11 protein-coding genes and 1 tRNA gene are annotated in these 18,996 nt (G+C 73.3%); 8 read left to right on the top strand and 4 right to left on the bottom strand.

Annotated features, from left to right (window positions below; translation table 11 throughout):
* The first annotated feature begins 87 nt into the window (after window positions 1–87).
* On the top strand, window positions 88–798 hold the full coding sequence (locus tag DEJ32_RS10940; RefSeq protein ID WP_258365742.1) for a ferritin-like domain-containing protein: 711 nt from the start codon (window positions 88–90) through the stop codon (window positions 796–798).
* Window positions 799–891: 93 nt separating this feature from the next.
* On the opposite strand, the gene DEJ32_RS10945 is transcribed toward DEJ32_RS10940, so the two are convergent.
* A complete protein-coding gene (locus tag DEJ32_RS10945) occupies window positions 892–1,188 on the bottom strand; it encodes a hypothetical protein (RefSeq protein WP_110823694.1) in 297 nt (98 codons plus the stop codon).
* A gap of 11 nt (window positions 1,189–1,199) precedes the next feature.
* Window positions 1,200–1,424: a DUF3107 domain-containing protein gene (locus DEJ32_RS10950; RefSeq protein WP_110823695.1), complete on the bottom strand. Its 225-nt coding sequence runs from the start codon at window positions 1,422–1,424 to the stop codon at window positions 1,200–1,202.
* Between the two features lie 131 nt (window positions 1,425–1,555).
* On the opposite strand from DEJ32_RS10950, the gene DEJ32_RS10955 reads away from it, so the two are divergent.
* Both DEJ32_RS10955 and DEJ32_RS10960 read left to right on the top strand, forming a co-directional pair.
* Entirely contained in the window at window positions 1,556–4,711 is a 3,156-nt protein-coding gene (locus tag DEJ32_RS10955; protein ID WP_181420655.1) for a UrvD/REP family ATP-dependent DNA helicase, read from the top strand.
* A gap of 92 nt (window positions 4,712–4,803) precedes the next feature.
* Entirely contained in the window at window positions 4,804–8,046 is a 3,243-nt protein-coding gene (locus DEJ32_RS10960; protein WP_258369015.1) for an ATP-dependent DNA helicase, read from the top strand.
* Between the two features lie 24 nt (window positions 8,047–8,070).
* Here the strand turns inward: DEJ32_RS10960 and DEJ32_RS10965 are convergent, their stop codons facing one another.
* On the bottom strand, window positions 8,071–9,069 hold the full coding sequence (locus tag DEJ32_RS10965; RefSeq protein WP_110890474.1) for a phosphotransferase: 999 nt from the start codon (window positions 9,067–9,069) through the stop codon (window positions 8,071–8,073).
* An 81-nt stretch (window positions 9,070–9,150) separates the two neighbouring features.
* On the opposite strand from DEJ32_RS10965, the gene nudC reads away from it, so the two are divergent.
* Window positions 9,151–10,086 (top strand): NAD(+) diphosphatase, encoded by a 936-nt coding sequence (gene nudC, locus DEJ32_RS10970; protein ID WP_110823697.1) that lies wholly within the window; start codon window positions 9,151–9,153, stop codon window positions 10,084–10,086.
* A complete protein-coding gene (locus tag DEJ32_RS10975) occupies window positions 10,083–11,828 on the top strand; it encodes an ATP-dependent helicase (RefSeq protein WP_181420656.1) in 1,746 nt (581 codons plus the stop codon). The genes nudC and DEJ32_RS10975 overlap by 4 nt, the downstream gene beginning before the upstream one ends.
* Before the next feature lie 869 nt (window positions 11,829–12,697).
* Here DEJ32_RS10975 and DEJ32_RS10980 read toward each other — a convergent pair.
* Window positions 12,698–14,134 carry a zinc-dependent metalloprotease gene (locus DEJ32_RS10980; protein WP_110823700.1) on the bottom strand — a complete coding sequence of 479 codons (1,437 nt, stop codon included), beginning with the start codon at window positions 14,132–14,134 and terminating at the stop codon, window positions 12,698–12,700.
* Between the two features lie 102 nt (window positions 14,135–14,236).
* On the opposite strand from DEJ32_RS10980, the gene DEJ32_RS10985 reads away from it, so the two are divergent.
* The 3 genes from DEJ32_RS10985 (at window position 14,237) to DEJ32_RS10995 (ending at window position 18,739) form a co-directional block, all read left to right on the top strand.
* On the top strand, window positions 14,237–15,346 hold the full coding sequence (locus DEJ32_RS10985) for a PDZ domain-containing protein (RefSeq protein ID WP_110823701.1): 1,110 nt from the start codon (window positions 14,237–14,239) through the stop codon (window positions 15,344–15,346).
* Between the two features lie 202 nt (window positions 15,347–15,548).
* Window positions 15,549–18,599, top strand: a complete 3,051-nt coding sequence (locus DEJ32_RS10990; RefSeq protein ID WP_181420657.1) for a UPF0182 family protein — start codon at window positions 15,549–15,551, stop codon at window positions 18,597–18,599.
* Window positions 18,600–18,662: 63 nt separating this feature from the next.
* Window positions 18,663–18,739: transfer RNA gene (locus tag DEJ32_RS10995), tRNA-Met, on the top strand.
* Window positions 18,740–18,996 lie beyond the last annotated feature (257 nt).

The following is an 18,996-nucleotide window of genomic DNA, read 5'->3' on the forward strand; positions in this document are numbered from 1 at the left end:
GAAGTTCACCCTGTTCGTGGGGAGGAGTCCCGCCCAGTCTACCGACGTGCCGGACGAGGACGAGCCGACCCGTATGCTGGTCGTGTGGTGTCGTGGTGGAACCGGAAGCGCGCTGCGCAGCTCGCCGCGGCCTGGCTCGCGTCGCGGAACCCGCGCGGCGGTGCCGTCGAGCGTCTCCGGCTCGACGACGTCAGCCCCGAGCTCGACGTGTACCTCGGCCAGGCCGCCTACCTCCAGCTGTCGCTGTACGAGACGATGGGCCGCGCCGGAGCCGGTGCCCCGACGCTCTCCGGCCGGCTGGTCACGGGCGTGCTCGCGACCACCGCACTCGAGCGGCACCGTGCCATCGTCGCGGAGATCGAGCGGGGCGGGCAGGAGCCGGCCGACCTGATGGCGCCGCACCGCGAGGCGATCGACCGGTTCCTCGAGCGGACGAACGGTGCCGACTGGTACGAGTCGATGCTCACCGGGTACGTGACCGCCGGCATCCTCAACGACCTGTTCGCGAACCTGCTCCGGTCGCTCCCGATCGACGTCCGGCAGCGCCTGCGCACCGTGTTCGACGCCCGGGAGGAACCGGCCGTGGTCGAGGAGCTCACGGCACGCATCGACGAGGACCCGGTCGTGGCGTCCCGTCTCGCGATGTGGGGGCGCCGCCTGGTCGGGGACACGCTCCTCGTGGCGCGGTCGGCGCTCGCCTCGCACGCCCGCGAGGACCAGGAGCGGCTCGAGCCGGTGTGGACCGAACTGATCGCGGCGCACACCCGGCGGATGGACGCGCTCGGCCTCACGGCCTGATCGGCCTGCTGGCTGGACCCCCGCGCGTCGACGAGAGCGAGCAACGGTCCGCCGATCACGGTGAGCAGCGCCACGGCGAGCAGCCGGACGGGCTCAGGCGCCCTGCTTGACCAGACGCTCGTAGTGCGCTTCGTCGGCAGCGGTCCGACGGCGGCCGAGCACCACCTGGACCACGAGGGCGACCGCGGCGGCCCCGAGCAGCGCGACGACCCAGATCCAGGTGCCGTCGTACGGCCATCCGGCCCAGGTCAGGACCTCCCAGAGGACCGCCGCGGCGATGCCACCGACGGCCGGTCCGACGAGCACGCCACGGGTCGTGCGCAGCGGCACGACCACGTGGGCGACGGCCCCGAGCAGGATCCCGCCGAGGACGGCGAAGAGGAGCTCCACGCCCGGGAGGGTCAGGCGACGAAGCCGATGCGGCGAGACTCCTCGGAGCCCACCTCGACGTACGCGAGCGACGCGACCGGCACGATGAACCGGCGGCCCTTGTCGTCCTTGAGGGACAGGTGCGTGGCCTTGGCCGCGAGGGCCTCGGACACGGCGGTCTCGATCTCGTCGGCGGTCTGGGCCGTCTCGAAACCGATCTCACGCGGGCTGTTGATGATGCCGATCTTGATGTCCACGAGGTCAGCGTAGTCGAGCGCCCCCGGGCTGCCCGGAGCGTTCGCCGCGGGCGCACACCCGGTCCCGCACCCGGTCCCCGCATCCGGCGCGGGTGGCGCGCGATGTCGGCAGCGCTGGGTACCGTACGTGCGTGCCACCGACCACCCTGACGCCCGCGCCGGACCTCAACTCGGTGTCGCGTGCGCTCGTCGAGGACCCTGCGCAGCAGGCGGTCCTGGCCCTGCCGGACGGCGAGCACGCCGCGGTGTTCGGCGCGCCGGGAACGGGCAAGACGAGCACACTGACGCGGCTCGTGGCCGACCGGATCGCCAGACCCGGTGCCGTCGACGCCGCTGGGCACGCCACCGTGCTCGCGCTCACCTCGGCCCGCATGGCGGCCACGGCGCTCCGGGACCGGCTCGCCGCTGCGGTCGACCGGGTCACACCGGGCGCGCTCGCCCGGACCGTCAACTCCCTGGCCTTCCAGGTCGTGGCGCACGCGGCGACCGTGCAGGGCCAGGACGCTCCCACCCTGCTGACCGGCGGCGAGCAGGACCGCATCCTCGCCGACCTGCTCGCCGGACACGAGCTCGACGGCGGCGGACCGGACTGGCCGGCACCGATCACCGCGGTGGTCCGCGAGCGGGCGGGCTTCCGCACGGCGCTGCGTGACCTCATGATGCGTGCGGTCGCGGCCGGCATCGAACCCGACGACATGCGGGAGCTCGGGGACGAGACCGGGCACCCCGAGTGGCGTGCCGTCGGGGACCTCGTCGACGAGTACCGCGCCACCGTGACCGCGTTCCGGACGACCGCGCTGGACGCGGCAGAGCTCGTGGCGTTCGCGACCGCGGCCGTGCTGCGGGGGGACCTCCCGCCCGCGGTGGCCGCGCTGCGTCTCGTCGTCGTCGACGACGTGCAGGAACTCGTCGAGGGCGAGATCGCCCTGCTCGGTGCCCTGGCCCGTTCCGGCGTGCAGGTCGTCGCGTTCGGCGACCCGGACATCGCCGCCTCGGCCTTCCGCGGCGCGGAGCCGGACGTGCTCGGCCGCCTCGGTCCGCGCCTCGGCGTCACCGGCGTCCGGGAGATCGTGCTCGGCACGGTGCACCGGCACGCCGGACCGGTCCGGGCGCTGGTGACCGGCGTCACCGGCCGCATCGGTACCGCCGCCGCGGGCCGACAGCGCTCCGCCGTCGCCCGGGAGGCCCGTGGCCGCTCCGACGCCGTCCTGCACCTGGAGGCCCCGAGCCGGTCCGCGATGGTCGCCGCGGTGGCGAGGCGCCTCCGCGAACACCGGCTGCTCGACGGTGTGCCGTGGCACCGGATGGTCGTCGTCACCCGCAGCGGGGCGGCGATCCCGGAACTCGTCCGGGCGCTCTCGGTGGCCGAGGTGCCGGCGACCGCGGGTGCCGCGCCCACCCGACCCCGGGACGAGACCGCGTCCCGGGCGCTCGTCGACGCGGCCGCCGTCGCCCTCGGTGTGGTGCCGCTCGACGCCCAGCTCGCGACCGCGTTCGCGACCGGACCGCTCGGCGGACTCGACACCCTGGCGATGCGACGGTTGCGGCTGGCGCTCCGGCGCGAGGAGCTGGCGGGCGGCGGGACCCGCACGTCCGACGAGCTCCTGGTCGACGCACTCGGTGCCCCGGAGCGACTCGCGACGATCGACGCGCCCTTCGCCCGCCGTGCCGCACGGCTGGCGAGGAGCTTCGCGGCCGCGCGGCACGACGCCGAGACCGGGGCGAGCATCGAGGAGGTCCTCTGGGGGCTGTGGGAGCGCAGCGGTCTCGCGGGCACCTGGCGTGCCCAGTCGGTCGCCGGAGGTGTCGGAGCGGCCGAGGCCGACCGGCACCTCGACGCCGTGGTCGGGCTCTTCACGGCCGCCAAGCGGTTCGTCGAGCGGACGCCGGACGCCCCGGCGCGCGTCTTCGTCGACGACCTCCTCGGTGCCGACCTGCCCGAGGACTCCATCGGACCGGACCGGACCGCCGGGCGGGTCCGGGTGCTGACCCCCTCGGCCACCGTCGGACTGGAGTGCGACGTCGTGGTGGTGACGGGCCTCCAGGACGGCGTCTGGCCGAACACCCGCGTGCGGGGCAGCCTGCTCGACCCGGACGGGCTCGTCCGCGCCGCCGCCGGCGTCCCGCACTCGCCGACGGACGACCGGGCGGCGGTGATCGGCGACGAGCTGCGCCTGTTCGCCCGGGCCGTGTCCCGGGCGACGACGCAGGTCGTCATCGCGACCGTCGCGAACGACGACGAGTCCCCGTCGCCGTTCGTCCGGCTCGTGCCGGTCCCGCCGGACCGACAGCCGTCGGCGCACCCGCTGTCCCTGCGCGGCCTCGCCGGCTCGCTGCGTCGGCGCGTGGTCGCGACCGGCGACTCCGAGGCGGCGTCCGCACTCGCGCGCCTCGCCGCCGAGGACGTGCCGGGGGCGTCGCCGGACGACTGGTACGGCCTGGCCGAGCCGACGACCGACGCGCCGCTCGTCGACCTCGACGCCACACCGGTCGTGCCCGAGGACGGCGACGAGCCCGTCCCGCCGACGGTGTCGGTGTCGCCCTCCCGCATCGGCACGTTCGAGGAGTGCCCCGTGCACTGGTTCGCGCAGACGTTCGGCGGCGGCGCCCCGAGCCCCGCGATGGGCATCGGGACGATCGTGCACGAGGCGATGGAGCACGCGACCGAGATCGACGTCGAGTCACTGTGGCAGCGGGTCGAGGGCCGGTGGGACGAGCTGACGTTCGAGTCGCCGTGGATCGCGGACCGTGAGCGCGCGAGGACCCGACGGATGATCGAGGGGCTCAGCGACTACCTCCGGACCACCGCCAGCGCCGGGCGACGACTGCTCGGGGCCGAGTCCTCCTTCGCCCTGGTGACCGGCCCGGCCCGGGTGCGGGGGAGCATCGACCGGATCGAGGTCGACCCCGACGGCCGGATCAGCATCGTCGACCTGAAGACCGGGCGGTCGATGCCGAGCGAGAAGAACGACATGCCGGCCCATCCACAGCTCGCCGCCTACCAGCTCGCGGTCGCCGACGGCGCGGTCGAGGGCGTCCCGGTCGGAGCGGAGACCACCGACGCCCGGCTCGTCTTCGTGCAGAACCCGAAGGGCGCGCACGCGTACTCGGAACGGACCCAGCGCGCGCTCGACCCGGAAGCGCGCGAGGCGTACCGCGAGCGGTTGCACGGCGTCGCGCGCGGCATGGCGGGACGGACGTTCCTGGCGGCGGTCGACGAGCACTGTGACCGCGCCCGCACGGGCACCGAGTGCCGGATCCACGTCGTCGGCGAGGTGACCTGGTGAGCGCGGACGAGGCGCCGACAGCGGTGGACGGCGCCGGGACCGGTCGGACCGGGTCGGACCCCGCCGTCCCTGTACCCGGACCCGAGCACCGCGTGCCCGACGGAGCCGTCCCGCTGACACCGCGGGTCGGTGCCGACGCGATCGCGGACGCCCTCGGGAAGCCCCGACCCACCGAGCAGCAGCGGGCCGTGATCGAGTCACCGCTCGCGCCGGCCCTCGTCGTCGCCGGTGCCGGCAGCGGGAAGACCGAGACGATGGCCTCCCGTGTCGTCTGGCTGCTCGCGAACGGGTTCGTGCAGCCGGACCAGGTGCTCGGCCTGACCTTCACCCGCAAGGCCGCGGGCGAGCTCGGCGTGCGCATCAACGACCGGATCGCCGCGCTCGAGGACGCCGGGCTCATCGCTGCCGGCGACGCCTTCCTCGCGCCCACGGTGTCGACCTACAACGCCTTCGCCAACGCCGTCTTCCGCGAGAACGCCCTGCTCGTCGGCCGGGACGGCGAGTCACAGGTGCTCACCGAGCCGTCCGCCTGGCAGCTCGCCCGTCGGGTCGTCGTCGCCGCACGGGACGACCGCCTGGCCGGGCTCGACCGCAACGTCGACACCGTCACCGCGGCCGTGGTGGCGCTCGCCGGGGCCGCGTCCGAGCACCTCGTGGACCCGGCGGACCTCCGTCGGTTCGCGATCGACTTCGGGGAGCTCCTGGAACTGCCCGGCTCGACCAGGGGCACGCCCTACAAGGCCGTCACCGACGCCGTCGCCGCGATCGGGTCGCTCGAACCCCTGGCCGACCTGGTGGAGGAGTTCCGTCGGCAGAAGGTCGACCGCGGCTTCGTCGAGTTCTCCGACCAGATCGCCCTGGCGCTCGCCGCGGCCGACGCCGCCCCGCGGGTGGCCGCCGACCTCCGAGCCCGCTTCGCGGTGGTGCTGCTCGACGAGTACCAGGACACCTCGGTCGTGCAGACGCGCTTCCTCGCGCGGCTGTTCCGGGACCACCCGGTGATGGCGGTCGGGGACCCGCACCAGTCCATCTACGGCTTCCGCGGAGCGAGTGCCGCGAACCTCGCCCGGTTCCCGGCGGACTTCGGCGCGCCCGCCGCCGACCCCGTCGTCACCTACGCCCTGTCGACGAGTTGGCGGAACCCCGTCGACGTGCTCGCCGCGGCGAACGCGGTCGTCTCCCCGCTCTCCGCCGCGTCCGACGTCCGGGTGGAGCAGCTCGCACCGCGACCGGGAGCGGACCGCGGCACGGTGGCGGTCGCCTTCCCGGAGACCCTGCCCGACGAGGCGGACGCCGTCGCCGCGTGGTTCGCGGACCACCGCGGGCGGAACCCGGACGGCTCGATGGCGCTCCTGCTGCGCGCCCGGAAGGACCTGGCGGCGTTCACCGCAGCGCTGGCCGCCCGCGGGGTGCCGTACCACGTGCTCGGGACGGGTGGGCTGCTGCAGCGGCCGGAGATCGTCGACCTGGTGGCCTGCCTCCGCGTGCTGCACGACCCGGCGGCGGGCAACGACCTCATCCGCCTGCTCGCCGGTGCCCGGTGGCGGGTCGGCGCGGCGGACATCGTCGCGCTGCACGGTCTCGCGCGCTGGTTGTTCGGCCGCGACCACACGCACAAGCGCCTCGACGACGACGTCACCGCGGCCTTCCGGACGTCCGTCGCCGCGGGGGAGCAGGGCTCCGTGGTCGACGCGCTCGACTTCGTCACGACCGCGCCCGACGACCACTCCGCCCTCGCCGACATCAGCCCGGCCGGCCGCGAGCGGATGCGCGCGCTCGGCGCCCAGCTCGCCACGCTGCGCTCCCGTGCTGGCGGGGACCTGGTCGACTTCGTCACGCTCGTGGTGCAGGAGATGCGGCTGGACATCGAGGTCGCCGCGCACGAGCAGGGCGGGTCGGCGTACCTCGACGCCTTCGTCGACGAACTGAGCGGCTTCGTGCAGACCGACGATCGTGCCGACCTCGGCGCCTTCCTCGGCTGGATCGACGCCGCAGCCCGCCGCGACGACATGGGGCCGCGGTCGGAGGAACCCGAGGGCGGGACCGTCCAGATCCTGACGATCCACGGCTCGAAGGGCCTGGAGTGGGACGCGGTCGCCGTGCCGCGGATGGTCGAGGGCGCCCTGCCCGCCCGGCCCCAGGAGGGGTCGACGGGGTGGCTCGGGTTCGGCCGGTTGCCGTACGAGTTCCGCGGCGACGCCGAGGAACTGCCCCGTCTGGCCTGGCGCGGGCAGGAGACCCAGAAGGACGTCGTCACGGCGATCGACGCCTTCAAGGACGAGGTCCGGGCGCGGAACGAGGACGAGGAACGCCGCCTGACCTACGTGGCGCTGACCCGCGCGAAGCACGAGCTGCTCGTCACCGGGTCCTCGTGGTCGACCGGGGTGAAGCCGACGGCCCCGAGCCGGTACCTGCTCGACCTCGTCGACGCCGGGGTACTCCCCGCCGACCGGATCCCGGAGGGCACCGCGCACGAGTCGAACCCGCTCGGCGACCAGGGAGCGACGCAGACCTGGCCACACGTGCCGTTCGGCTCCCGCGGTCCGCGGGTGCTCGCCGCCGCGGAGCGCGTGCGCAACGCGAACCCCGGCGCCGCCGGTCGCCACGCCGCCGACATCGACCTGCTGCTCGCGGAACGCCGGGCGGCCCGGTCGGCCGCGCACGCGGTGGTCGTCCCGCACCGCGTCCCGGCGTCCGGTTTCAAGGACTACCTCGGCGAGCCGGACCGCGTCGCCGAACGGCTGCGCCGTCCGATGCCCGAGCGGCCGTACCGGGCCACCCGCCTCGGCACCCTGTTCCACCAGTGGGTCGAACAGCGTGCCCGTGGCGGTGGCGCCGCGGCGCCGCTCGGCGGGTGGGACGGCGGGCTCGACGCCTGGGCCGGCGAACTCGACCTCGACGTCGGGGAGACCGCTCCCGCCACCGACGGTGACCTCGCCGTCACGGACGACGACGCCCGACGGCTGGCCGACTTCCAGGAGGCCTTCGCCCGGTCACGCTGGGCGGGTCTGACGCCCCTCGAGGTCGAACGCGAGATCCACATCCCGTTCCTCGGGCACAGCGTCGTGTGCAAGCTCGACGCCGTCTACGAGATCGACGGGCGGATCGAGGTGGTCGACTGGAAGACCGGCAAGGCCCCGACCGGTGCCGAGGACCTGGAACGCCGGCAGGTGCAGCTCGCGCTGTACCGGGTCGCGTACGCCGAGTTCACCGGCCGGCCGATCGAGGACGTCGACGCGGTGTTCTACTTCGTGGCGGACGACCTCGAGGTCCGACCGACGTCGCTGCTCGACCGTGCCGGGCTGGAACGCGCCTGGCGGGACGCGATCGGCTGAGGCGAGCCGCGCCTCCAGGCCGGATCAGCCGTGCCGGCGCTCGGTGGAGGAGAGCAGCTGCTCGACCTCGCCGATCTCCATCGTCTCCGGCGACACCGCCTGCAGCGGTGCGGCCGACGGTGCGTGGACGGCCTCGGCCAGGCGGTGCATCATCGCGACCGCGTCGTCGACGACCTCGGTGCTCTTCACCTGCACGCCGTGCAGCAGCCACTGGGCGGTCTCGAGCTCGTGGTGCACGCGGGCGCGTTGCCCGAGCTGCCGGTCCCGACCGCCACCGCCGGCGGTGTAGGCGCTGAGGACCGTGTCGAACGCCTCGCGGCGGCCGGCGAGCACCCAGGCCAGGTCCTTCGCCGGGTCGCCGAGGCGGAGTTCGCCCCAGCCGAGCACGCCCGTGACCTCGTCGCCCTGCACGAGCAGCGAGTCGACGCCGAGCGAGCCGTGGACGACGGTCGGCGTGAACTGCCAGAGCTGCTGGTCGCGCGCGGCACCCTCCCAGCGCTCCTGGAGCGCGGCCGGCACGAGCTTCGTCGCGACGGCCCGGTCCATCACGGAGACCGCGGAGCGGAGCACCTCGAAGGGCGTCAGGGACGGCAGGCCGGCGTCCGTCACGAAGCTCGTGGGCAGGACGTGGAGCGCGGCGACCGCGCGGCCGACGCTGGTCGCCAGCTCCGGACGTTCCGTCAGGTCACGGAGCGCGGGGTGCTCGCCCTCGACGAACGTGGTGAGGATGGCGCGGGTCGACCCGATCGGCGCCTGTCCGCGGTACTCCGGGACGGCGAACGGGAGGCGCGTGCGGATCCCGGCGCTGAGCGCGCGGATTGCCACCAGGTCGGCGGACTGGCGGGCCTCGGCGCGCTGGTTCCGGGGCCGGCGGATCGCCGAGCTGTGGCCCTCCGCGTCACGGACGACCGCCGACTCGTAGTCACCGGCGGCCACCGAGCCGAGCGTGCGCGTCCCGGTCAGGACGAGCCCGGGCACGGCCGTCGTCGCCAACGCGGCTAGAGTGAACTGCGATCCCGCCATGCCCATCAGGGTAGGTCCGCGGCACACCTGATCGGTGCGCGCCACGCTGACCCGGGACGTGTCGACCACGAGGAGATCCGCGTGACCGTGGAGTTCGCCGCCCGGCTGCCGCTCGCCCGCAACGAGCTCGACCGCGATGCCGAGTACCGCGCCACCCCCGACCTCGACCGCGTGCTGCGGGACGACCCGGCGACGCGGTTCCTGCCCGTCCACGCCGGCGCGATGCTCCGGGGCGGCGACGGCGCGCTCCGCTTCGTCGACGCCGGACAGGTACCCGAGGACGCGACGCTGCTCTACCTCGGACGCGCGGTCGCCGACGCCGCCGACGCTCCGGCCGGCACCCGCTTCGTCGCGGCGCTCGTCGACGACGACGCTGCAGCCGCCATCGAACCGGACACTGCGGCGTGGGAGAACCTGCGCATGTTCGGCACCGAGCTGTCCGCCCGGGACCAGGGCCTCGCGGTCGAAGCGGTCGCGATGGCGAACTGGCACGCGGTGCACGGCTTCTCGCCGCGGACCGGCTCGGCGACCGAGTCGACCTCGGGCGGGTGGGTCCGCCGCGACCCCGAGGGGCACCAGCACTTCCCGCGGACCGACGCGGCGATCATCGTCGGCATCACCGACGGCGAGGACCGCATCCTGCTCGGCTCGAACGCCGCCTGGGACGCGAACCGGTACTCGCTGCTCGCCGGGTTCGTCGAGCCGGGGGAGTCGCTCGAGGACGCCGTCCGGCGTGAGGTCTTCGAGGAAGCGGGCGTCACCATCGAGGAACCGGAGTACCTCGGCTCGCAGCCGTGGCCGTTCCCGGCGTCGCTCATGGTCGGGTTCCGCGCACGTGCCGTCGACGGCGACCCCTCCGCCGCCCGGCCGGACGGGGTCGAGATCCTCGACGTCCGCTGGTTCTCCCGCGACGAGATCCGCGAACAGGCCGGGGACACGATCCTGCTGCCCGGCCGGACCTCGATCGCCCGCGTGATCATCGAGGAGTGGTACGGCGGGCCGCTCGACCTGCCGTGACGGACGCACCCGGCGCTGGCGAGCCGTCGACCCCGACCCCCGACGCGCTGCTCGCCGCACTCGACGCCGAGCAGCGGACGGTCGCACGGACGCTCCTCGGTCCGGTGGCCGTGCTGGCGGGCGCGGGGACCGGCAAGACCCGCGCGATCACGCACCGCATCGCCTACGGGGTCGCGACCGGCACGTACTCGCCGAACCACGTCCTCGCGCTGACCTTCACCACCCGGGCGGCGGGAGAGCTGCGCTCGCGGTTGCGCGCACTCGGCGCCGGAGCCGTCCAGGCCCGGACGTTCCACGCCGCGGCGATGTCCCAGCTCGGGTACTTCTGGCCGGACACGGTCGGCGGGCACGCCCCCGGGCTCGTCGAGTCCAAGGGCCGGATGATCGCGCACGCCGCGGACACCATCGGCCTGCGGGTCGACACCCCGACGCTCCGCGACCTGGCCGGCGAGGTCGAGTGGCGCAAGGTGCGGCGGCTCACGTACGACGAGTACGAGTCCGCCGCGACCGAGCGGACGATGCCACGCGACACCTCGCCGTCCCGCGTGGTCGACCTCATGCGCGCGTACGAGCGGCTCAAGGACGACCGTCGGCAGATGGACTTCGAGGACGTGCTGCTCGCGACCCTCGGCATGGTGGAGTCCGAGCCCCGGGTGGCGTCCTACGTGCGCCAGCAGTACCGGTTCTTCGTGGTGGACGAGTACCAGGACGTCTCGCCCGTGCAGCACGACCTGCTCCGCGCGTGGCTCGGCGGTCGGGACGACCTGTGCGTGGTCGGTGACGCCAGCCAGACGATCTACTCGTTCACCGGCGCGTCCAGCCGCTACCTGCTCGGGTTCGGCTCGGAGTTCCCGCGCGCGTCCGTGCTCCGGCTCGAACGGAACTACCGCTCCACCCCAGAGGTCGTGCACGCGGCGAACGCACTCATGCGCGGGCAGCCGGGGGCGCTCGACCTCGTCGCGCAGGAGACCGCCCCTGGTCCGGAGCCGACGGTGCTCGCCTGCGCGCACGACGGGGACGAGGCCGCGACGATCGCCCGCCGCATCACCGAGCTCGTGGACGGCGGGGCGGCGTACGGCGAGTGCGCCGTCCTGTACCGCGTCGGCGCGCAGTCCGCGGCGATCGAGTCGGCGCTCGCCCGCAGCGGGATCCCGTACCGGGTGCAGGGCGGGAAGCGCTTCTTCGACCGCCCGGAGGTGAAGCTCGCCGTGCACCACATGCGCGGCGAGGCGGTCCGGCAGACCGACGACGAGCTGCTGCGCCGGGTGGAGCTCGTGCTGCAGATCAGCGGGTGGACGCGCACCCCGCCGGAGGGCACCGGTGCCGTGCGTGAGCAGTGGGAGGCCCTGCAGGCGATCATGCAGCTCGCCGAGTCCGCGCCGGCCGGGACGACCATGCAGCAGTTCACGGCCGACCTGGTGGACCGTGCCGCGACCCACCACGAGCCGGAACTCGACGCCGTCACGCTCGCGACGCTGCACTCGTCGAAGGGCCTGGAGTGGCCGCACGTCGTGCTCGCGGGCGTCGCCGAGGGGCTGCTGCCGATCTCGTACGCGACGACCGACGACGGCGTCGACGAGGAACGTCGGCTCTTCTACGTCGGCATCACCCGTGCTCGTCGTTCCCTGACGCTGACGTGGTCCGGTCAGGGGTCCACACGGGGTGGGGCCCGGGTGGCGAGTCGGTTCCTGGCAGCCCTCGGCACGCACACCGCGGATGCGGAGCGACCCGCCGCACCGTGACCGACAGGTCCGTCCGGTCCACCAGGAGCTGCTGCGCGTCCGGGTACTGGGTCACCAGGGGGAGCCGCTCGAGGACCAGCCGGGTCACCGTCGTGGCGACCGTCGCAGCCCGGTAGGGCGACAGTGCGGCCACGGGACGGCCCCAGACCTGCGCGGCGATCGCCGGCCAGGCGGGGTCCGCGTCGGTGCGCTCGAGTTCCACGCACTGGAGGCACGGCCCGGCTCCCGGGACCAGGAACGGCCCGACGCGGACGCGTCCGTCGCCCACCACCACCGGCAGGTGCGGGACCGACCGGCGACACCAGGCGGCCCGGACCGTCGGGTCGGTCACGTGGTCGGCGACCAGGACGGCGAGCGTCGGCGGCGGGTCGGGCTCGGGGACCGGACCACCGCGCGGCACCGACGTCCGCACGACGGTCACGCCGTCACCGGTGAGCATCCGGTCGAGCTCCTGCGCGAGCGGCCCGGCACCGGACACCTCGACCCGGGCAGCCGGCTCCGCGCCCAGGTCGACCAGGGCCGGAGCGGCGTCCCCGAGCAACCGGGCCGCGACGGCGGGTGGGCACCCGACGCTCCGGGCGACCCCGGCCATCGCGTCCCGTCCGGTCTCGCTCCGGAGCGCGCAGAGGAAGCGCTCCTCGGCCGTCGTCGGGACGGTGACCAGCGCGCGCGGCGGGTCGACCCCGAGCTGGACCGTGCACGGATCGCGCCAGATGAACTCGAGCGTCGGGTCGATGCGGATGCCCATGCGTCCACGCTGGCGCAGGCACCGCCGACGGGGCAGTCCGGACGCCGATCTGTGGACAAGACGAGGCGGGCCGGACGGTCGGGACGCAAGGCGGGTCGCGCCTCCCGTCCCGACAGGGTTACTAGTGCCGCGGTCCGCCCTGCGGGTCGCCGTCGGCGGGCCCGGCCGTCGGGCCGTCGCCGGAGTCCTCGATGCCGGAGTCCTCGATGCCGCCGTCCTCGTCCTCGTGCGGACGGTCGGCGGTGGTGTCGTTGAGCAGGTCCTCGAGCGCTCGGTCGAACGCGTCGTCCTCCGGCGTCTGCGACGGGTCGCGGAGCCGGGCGACCAGGGACTCCGGCGCGTCGATGTCGTCCGAACCGGGCACCAGGTCGAACGCGGCCCAGAGCGCGTCGCGCTCGCCGGCACCGAGTTCGTCGGTGACCCGCTGCCACATCGCGGCCGCTTCACGGAGTCGGCGCGGGCGGAGTTCGAGACCGACCAGCGTCGCGAAGGCGGACTCGGCCGGGCCTCCTGCGGCGCGACGACGTCGCACCATCTCCGCGATCGCGCCGGAGCGGGGGAGACGGGCGGTCGCGGCGGCCGTGACGGTGTCGACCCATCCCTCGACGAGCGCGAGCATCGTCTCGAGTCGGGCGAGGGCAGCGTCCTGCTCCGGGGTCCGCGGCGGGATGAGCGCCCCGGAGGCCAGCGCGTCCCGCAGCTGCTCCTGGTCGGTCGGGTCGATGCCCGACAGGGACTCCTCGACCCGGTCGAACGGGATGTGCACGCCCTTGGCGTACTCCGTGATCGACGAGATGATGTGCAGCCGCAGCCAGCGTGCCGAGCGGAACAGTCGGGCGTGGGCGAGCTCGCGGACGGCGAGGTAGATGCGCACCTCGTCGGCCGGGACGTCCAGGCCCTCGGCGAACTCGGCGACGTTCTGCGGCACGAGCGCGGCGACCTGCTCGTCGAGGAGCGGGACGCCGACGTCGCCGCCGGAGACGACCTCCTTGGCGAGCTGCCCGACGACCTGGCCGAGCTGGATCGCGAAGAGCGCACCGCCGACCCCGCGCATGGCCTTCGAGACGTCGCCGAGCATGAGCTTGAGCTCCTCGGGCGCGCGCTGGTCGATCGCCTCGGTGAGGGCGGTCGCGATGCTCGACGCCACGGGCTCGGCGATCTGCGACCACACGGGTGCGGTCGCCTTCGCCCACTGCTCGCGCGTGTAGACGCTCGGTGTCGAGGTGAGTTCCGCGACGGTGGTCACCTCGTCGAGCCAGAGCGCCGCGACCTGGAAGGCCTGCGCCGCTGCCTGCGCGGTGGCGGGGTCGAGCGGCTGCTCGCCCTCGCGGGCGATCGTGGCGGCGCGTTCGGCCGTCACGGTGAAGTCGATGCCGTCGCCGCCGTCCTGCGCGGCCCGCTGGAGCTGGCTCATGAGGTTCGCGACGAAGGTCGGGTCGTTCGGCAGGCCGGCGGCTCCGGCGAGCTGCGACGGGTCGATCTGGCCCTCGCCGGACAGGAGCTTGCGGAGCATCTCCCGGAAGTCGTCGTCCGGCCCCGGCTGCGGTTGATCAGGCATGCCGACTACGCTAACCGCTGCCCGTGAGGCCGTGCCTGGGACCGGCCCGGGCAACCGCCCGTCCGGCTGCGCCGTGGGCGAACAGCCTCCGGAAGGACCCGTGTGACCCTCTTCGCCCCCGCCCCCCGTCGTCGCTCGCGCTCACGGACGGTCGGCTGGGCCTTCGTCGTCGGCGCCCTCGTCCTGGCGGTCGTCGCGAGCCTGCTGCCGAGCCCGTACCTCATCGAGATGCCCGGCCCGGTGTTCAACACGATCGGCACGCAGCGGCAGGGGACCGGCAAGGACGCGAAGGACGTCGAACTCATCCAGATCGACGGGCACCGCACCTACCCGACGTCGGGCGCGCTCGACATGCTCACGGTCAGTGTGCAGGGCACGGCGACCGAACGGCCGCCGTGGACGAGCGTCATCCGCGCCCTCTTCTCGGAGTCCGAGGCGGTGGTGCCCGCCAGCGCGATCTACCCGCCCGGACGGACGACCGAGCAGGTGAACGAGCAGGACGCCGCGGACATGACGAACTCCCAGCAGTCCTCCGTCGCCGCGGCCCTCGTGCAGGAGGGGTTCGAGGTCCCGAGCGAACTCGAGGTGGGCACCGTGCAGCAGGGCTCCCCGGCCGACGGCGTGGTCCGTGAGGGGGACGTCATCACGGCGTTCGACGGCACGTCCCTCACCACGAACTCCGACGCGTCGACCCTCCGGCAGCTCGTCGCGGAGCACGGCACGAGCGCACCGGCGACGATCACCGTCGAGCGGGACGGGGCGACGCGGGAGCTCTCGGTCACCCCGCGGACCGAGCAGGGCACCGCGCTGCTCGGCGTCGGCGTGGTCGAGCACTACGACTTCCCCTTCGACGTCGACATCGCGCTGCAGGACGTGGGCGGGCCCTCGGCGGGCATGATGTTCGCGCTCGGGATCATCGACGAGATCACGCCCGGCGCGTTGAACGGCGGCGAGCACGTCGCGGGGACCGGCACGATCACCGCCGGTGGCGCGGTCGGACCGATCGGCGGCATCCGGCAGAAGCTCCACGGCGCCGAGTCGGCGGGCGCCACGGTGTTCCTCGCCCCGAAGGCGAACTGCGACGAGGTGGTCGGACACGTCCCGGACGGCCTCGATGTGTACGCGGTCTCGACCCTCGACCAGGCGGTCACCGACCTCGAGACGATCGCGGCGGGCCGGAGCACGGCCGGGCTCGAGCGCTGCACCTCCTGAGCGCCAGGCGCACTGCCGCGGTCTCCGGGCCGCCGGCCTCCCGGACGACCGGCAGGGACGGCCCGGACGGCTCGGCCGGGAGGCCCGGGGCGCGATCCTGAGATGCGGCACAGGTTCACTGTCGGCCGGGACGAATAGGATCGGCAGCACTGACGGCTCGGCCTGCCGGCGCCGCCGGTCCGACACGTCTGGAGCACAACAAGTGACGAACACCTCGTCCACCGCGGGACGGCGCTCGCCGCGTGTCCCGATCGTGGTCACGATCATCGTGCTGGCCGCACTGGTGATCGGCTTCTTCATCTTCGCCAGCCTGTACACCGACTACGCGTGGTTCGCGCAGCTCGGGTTCGAGCGCGTCCTGACCACCCGGTGGCTCGCCGGGACGGCCATGTTCGTCGCCGGCTTCCTGGGCATGGCGATCCCGGTCTGGCTGAGCATCGTCCTCGCCTTCCGGTTCCGTCCGGTCTACGCGAAGCTCAACGCGCAGCTCGACCGCTACCAGCAGGTCATCGAGCCGCTGCGCCGCGTCGTGGTGCTCGGCATCCCCGCGGTGCTCGGCGTCTTCGCCGGTCTGGCGACCGCACCGCGCTGGAACACCGTCCTCGAGTACCTCAACCGGACGCCGTTCGGCAAGACCGACCCGCAGTTCGGGCTCGACGTCGGGTTCTACGTCTTCGAGCTGCCGTTCTGGCGCGCCGTCGTGGCGTACTCGTCCGCCGTCGTGCTCATCGCCGGCCTCGCCGCGCTCGCCGCGACGTACCTGTACGGCGCGATCCGCTTCGGCGGTCGAGAGGTCCGCATCTCGAAGGCCGCGCGCATCCAGCTCGCGATCACGGCCGCGCTCTACATCGCGCTGCAGGCCGCCAGCCTCTGGCTCGACCAGTACACGGCGCTGACGAAGGACAACTCCCTCATCACGGGCGCGCAGTACACCGAGGTGAACGCGACGATCCCGGGCCGCGAGATCATGGCGGGCATCGCGGCGATCGTGGCGATCCTGTTCATCGTGACGGCGGTCATCGGCCGCTGGCGCGTGTCGATCATCGGGACCGGGCTGCTCCTGGTGTCCGCGATCGTCATCGGCGGGATCTACCCGTGGATCGTCCAGCGCCTGCAGGTCGCACCGAGCGAGCGCTCGTTCGAGTCCGCGTTCATCCAGCGGAACATCGACGCCACCCGGGACGCCTACAACGTCGCCGGGGTCCAGGAACAGGACTACGACGCCACCACCACGGCGACGACCGGTGCCCTGTCCGAGGACGCCCAGACGACGGCGAACATCCGCATCATCGACCCCAAGATCGTCTCGGACACGTACAGCCAGCTCCAGCAGTACCGGCAGTACTACAAGTTCCCCGACCAGCTCGACGTCGACCGCTACCAGGTGGACGGCAAGACCGAGGACACCGTGCTCGCGGTGCGTGACATCGACCTCGACGGCCTCGGTGCCTCGGCCACCCAGTACAACCGGACGTTCGTCTACACGCACGGCTACGGCGTCGTCGCGGCGTACGGCAACCAGCGGGCATCCGACGGCAAGCCGGTGTTCATCGAGTCGGGCATCCCGGCCGGCGACACCCTCGGCAAGTACCAGCCGCGCGTCTACTTCGGCGAGAACTCGCCGGCGTACTCGATCGTCGGGGCACCGGAGGGCACGAAGGACGTCGAGCTCGACTATCCGTCCGGCTCGGACGACGACGACGGCAACGCCACCACGACCTACGCGGCGGACGGCGGACCGAAGATCGGCAACTTCTTCAACCGCCTGGTCTACGCGGCGAAGTTCCAGTCGGAGCAGATCCTGCTGTCGAACGCCGTCAACGCCGACTCGCAGATCCTGTACGACCGTGACCCGGTCAAGCGCGTGCAGAACGTCGCGCCCTACCTGAAGCTGGACCAGGACGCGTACCCGGCGATCGTCGACAACCGCATCAAGTGGATCGTCGACGGCTACACGACGAGCAACGCGTACCCGTACTCGCAGAGCCAGAGCATGACGGACAGCATCAACGGCACCGAGTCCGGCAGCTTCCGCACCGACCAGGTGAACTACATCCGGAACTCGGTGAAGGCCACGGTCGACGCCTACACGGGCAAGGTCACGCTCTACGCCTGGGACACGAAGGACCCGGTGCTCAAGACGTGGCAGAAGGTCTTCCCGACGTCGCTGCAGCCGGTGTCCGCGATGAGCGCCGACCTGCTCGCCCACGTGCGCTACCCGACCGACCTGTTCAAGGTCCAGCGGAGCATCCTCGGCACGTACCACGTCACCAACGCGAACTCGTTCTACTCGGGCGACGACGCGTGGACGACGCCGGTCGACCCGACCTCGACCTCGACGAGCGCCGGGGACGCCGACTCGGCGGGCACCACCACCGGGACGAACGCGAACACCACGAACGCGCTCGGGACGCAGACCACGGCGACGAACCCGGACCAGCAGGACCCGTACTACCTGACGATGAAGGTGCCGGGCGCGGGCACGGCCTACTCGCTGTACAGCACCTACATCCCGAAGCAGAACTCGTCGTCGAACGCGCGGAACGTGCTGACCGGCTACCTGGCCGTCGGATCCGACGCCAGCGGGGCAGGCAAGGGCAAGAAGGGCGAGGGCTACGGCAAGCTCACGCTGCTGACGATCCCGAAGACCGACAGCATCCCCGGCCCGTCGCAGGTGCAGAACCTGTTCAACTCCGACCCGGCCGTCTCGCAGGAGCTCAACATCCTCAAGCGGGGCAACAGCACCGTCAAGCAGGGCAACCTGCTGACGCTGCCGGTCGGTGGTGGGTTCCTCTACGTGCAGCCGGTGTACGTGCAGTCCACGTCGAGTGGGTCGTACCCGCTGCTGCAGAAGGTGCTCGTGGCCTTCGGGGACAAGATCGCGTTCGAGGACACGCTCGACGAGGCGCTCGACGAACTGTTCGGCGGCAACTCGGGCGCGGCCGCGGGTGACTCCGGTGCGGCTGCGGGGAACTCGGACTCCGACGACGAGGGCTCCGACACGTCGACGGGTGGGAGCTCGACGGGCGGTGCCACCGGTGGTGCGACCGGCGGCGCGACCGGTGGGTCGTCCTCCGGCGCTGCGACGCCGGACCTGCAGCAGGCGCTGTCCGAAGCGGACGAGGCGCTCCGGGCTCGTGAGCAGGCGTACGCCGACAACGACCTGGTCGCCGCCGCCGAGGCCGACCAGCGACTGCAGGAGGCCGTCGAGGACGCCATCGCAGCGCAGGGTGGCAGCGGCTCCGACGGTTGATGCGGGCGGGCGGGGTGCTCGATTTGGCACCCCGCCCGATCCCGTGTAGTGTTTTCCATGTGCCGCGGGGTGGAGCAGTTCGGTAGCTCGCTGGGCTCATAACCCAGAGGTCGTAGGTTCAAATCCTGCCCCCGCAACCAACGCGACACGAGAAGCCCCGGTCCTCACGGACCGGGGCTTCTTCGCGTTCCGGTGCTTGTTCGCGGCCCGGCGCGGCCCGGCGCGGCCCGGCCCGGCACTCTCGCACGGTCCGCACCGCCGGATGTCCCTCGCTCGTCGTGGCGCATCGCCGCGTCCGCTGTCGCGGCCGACACGCCGGGGTGCGCCGAGTCGGCCGGGAGGCTCGGCGCCGGCTGGCACCGAGCCTCCCGGCCGTCACGGCTCCTGCGCGGACGCG

The organism is Curtobacterium sp. MCPF17_046 (assembly GCF_003224295.1).
Classification (GTDB): Bacteria; Actinomycetota; Actinomycetes; order Actinomycetales; family Microbacteriaceae; genus Curtobacterium.

What these genes read in the sequence shown, in the direction of transcription:
- DEJ32_RS10965 (WP_110890474.1), bottom strand. Translation starts at nt 9,069, where the DNA reads ATGGCGGGATCGCAGTTCACTCTAGCCGCGTTGGCGACGACGGCCGTG.
- DEJ32_RS10980 (WP_110823700.1), bottom strand. Translation starts at nt 14,134, where the DNA reads ATGCCTGATCAACCGCAGCCGGGGCCGGACGACGACTTCCGGGAGATG.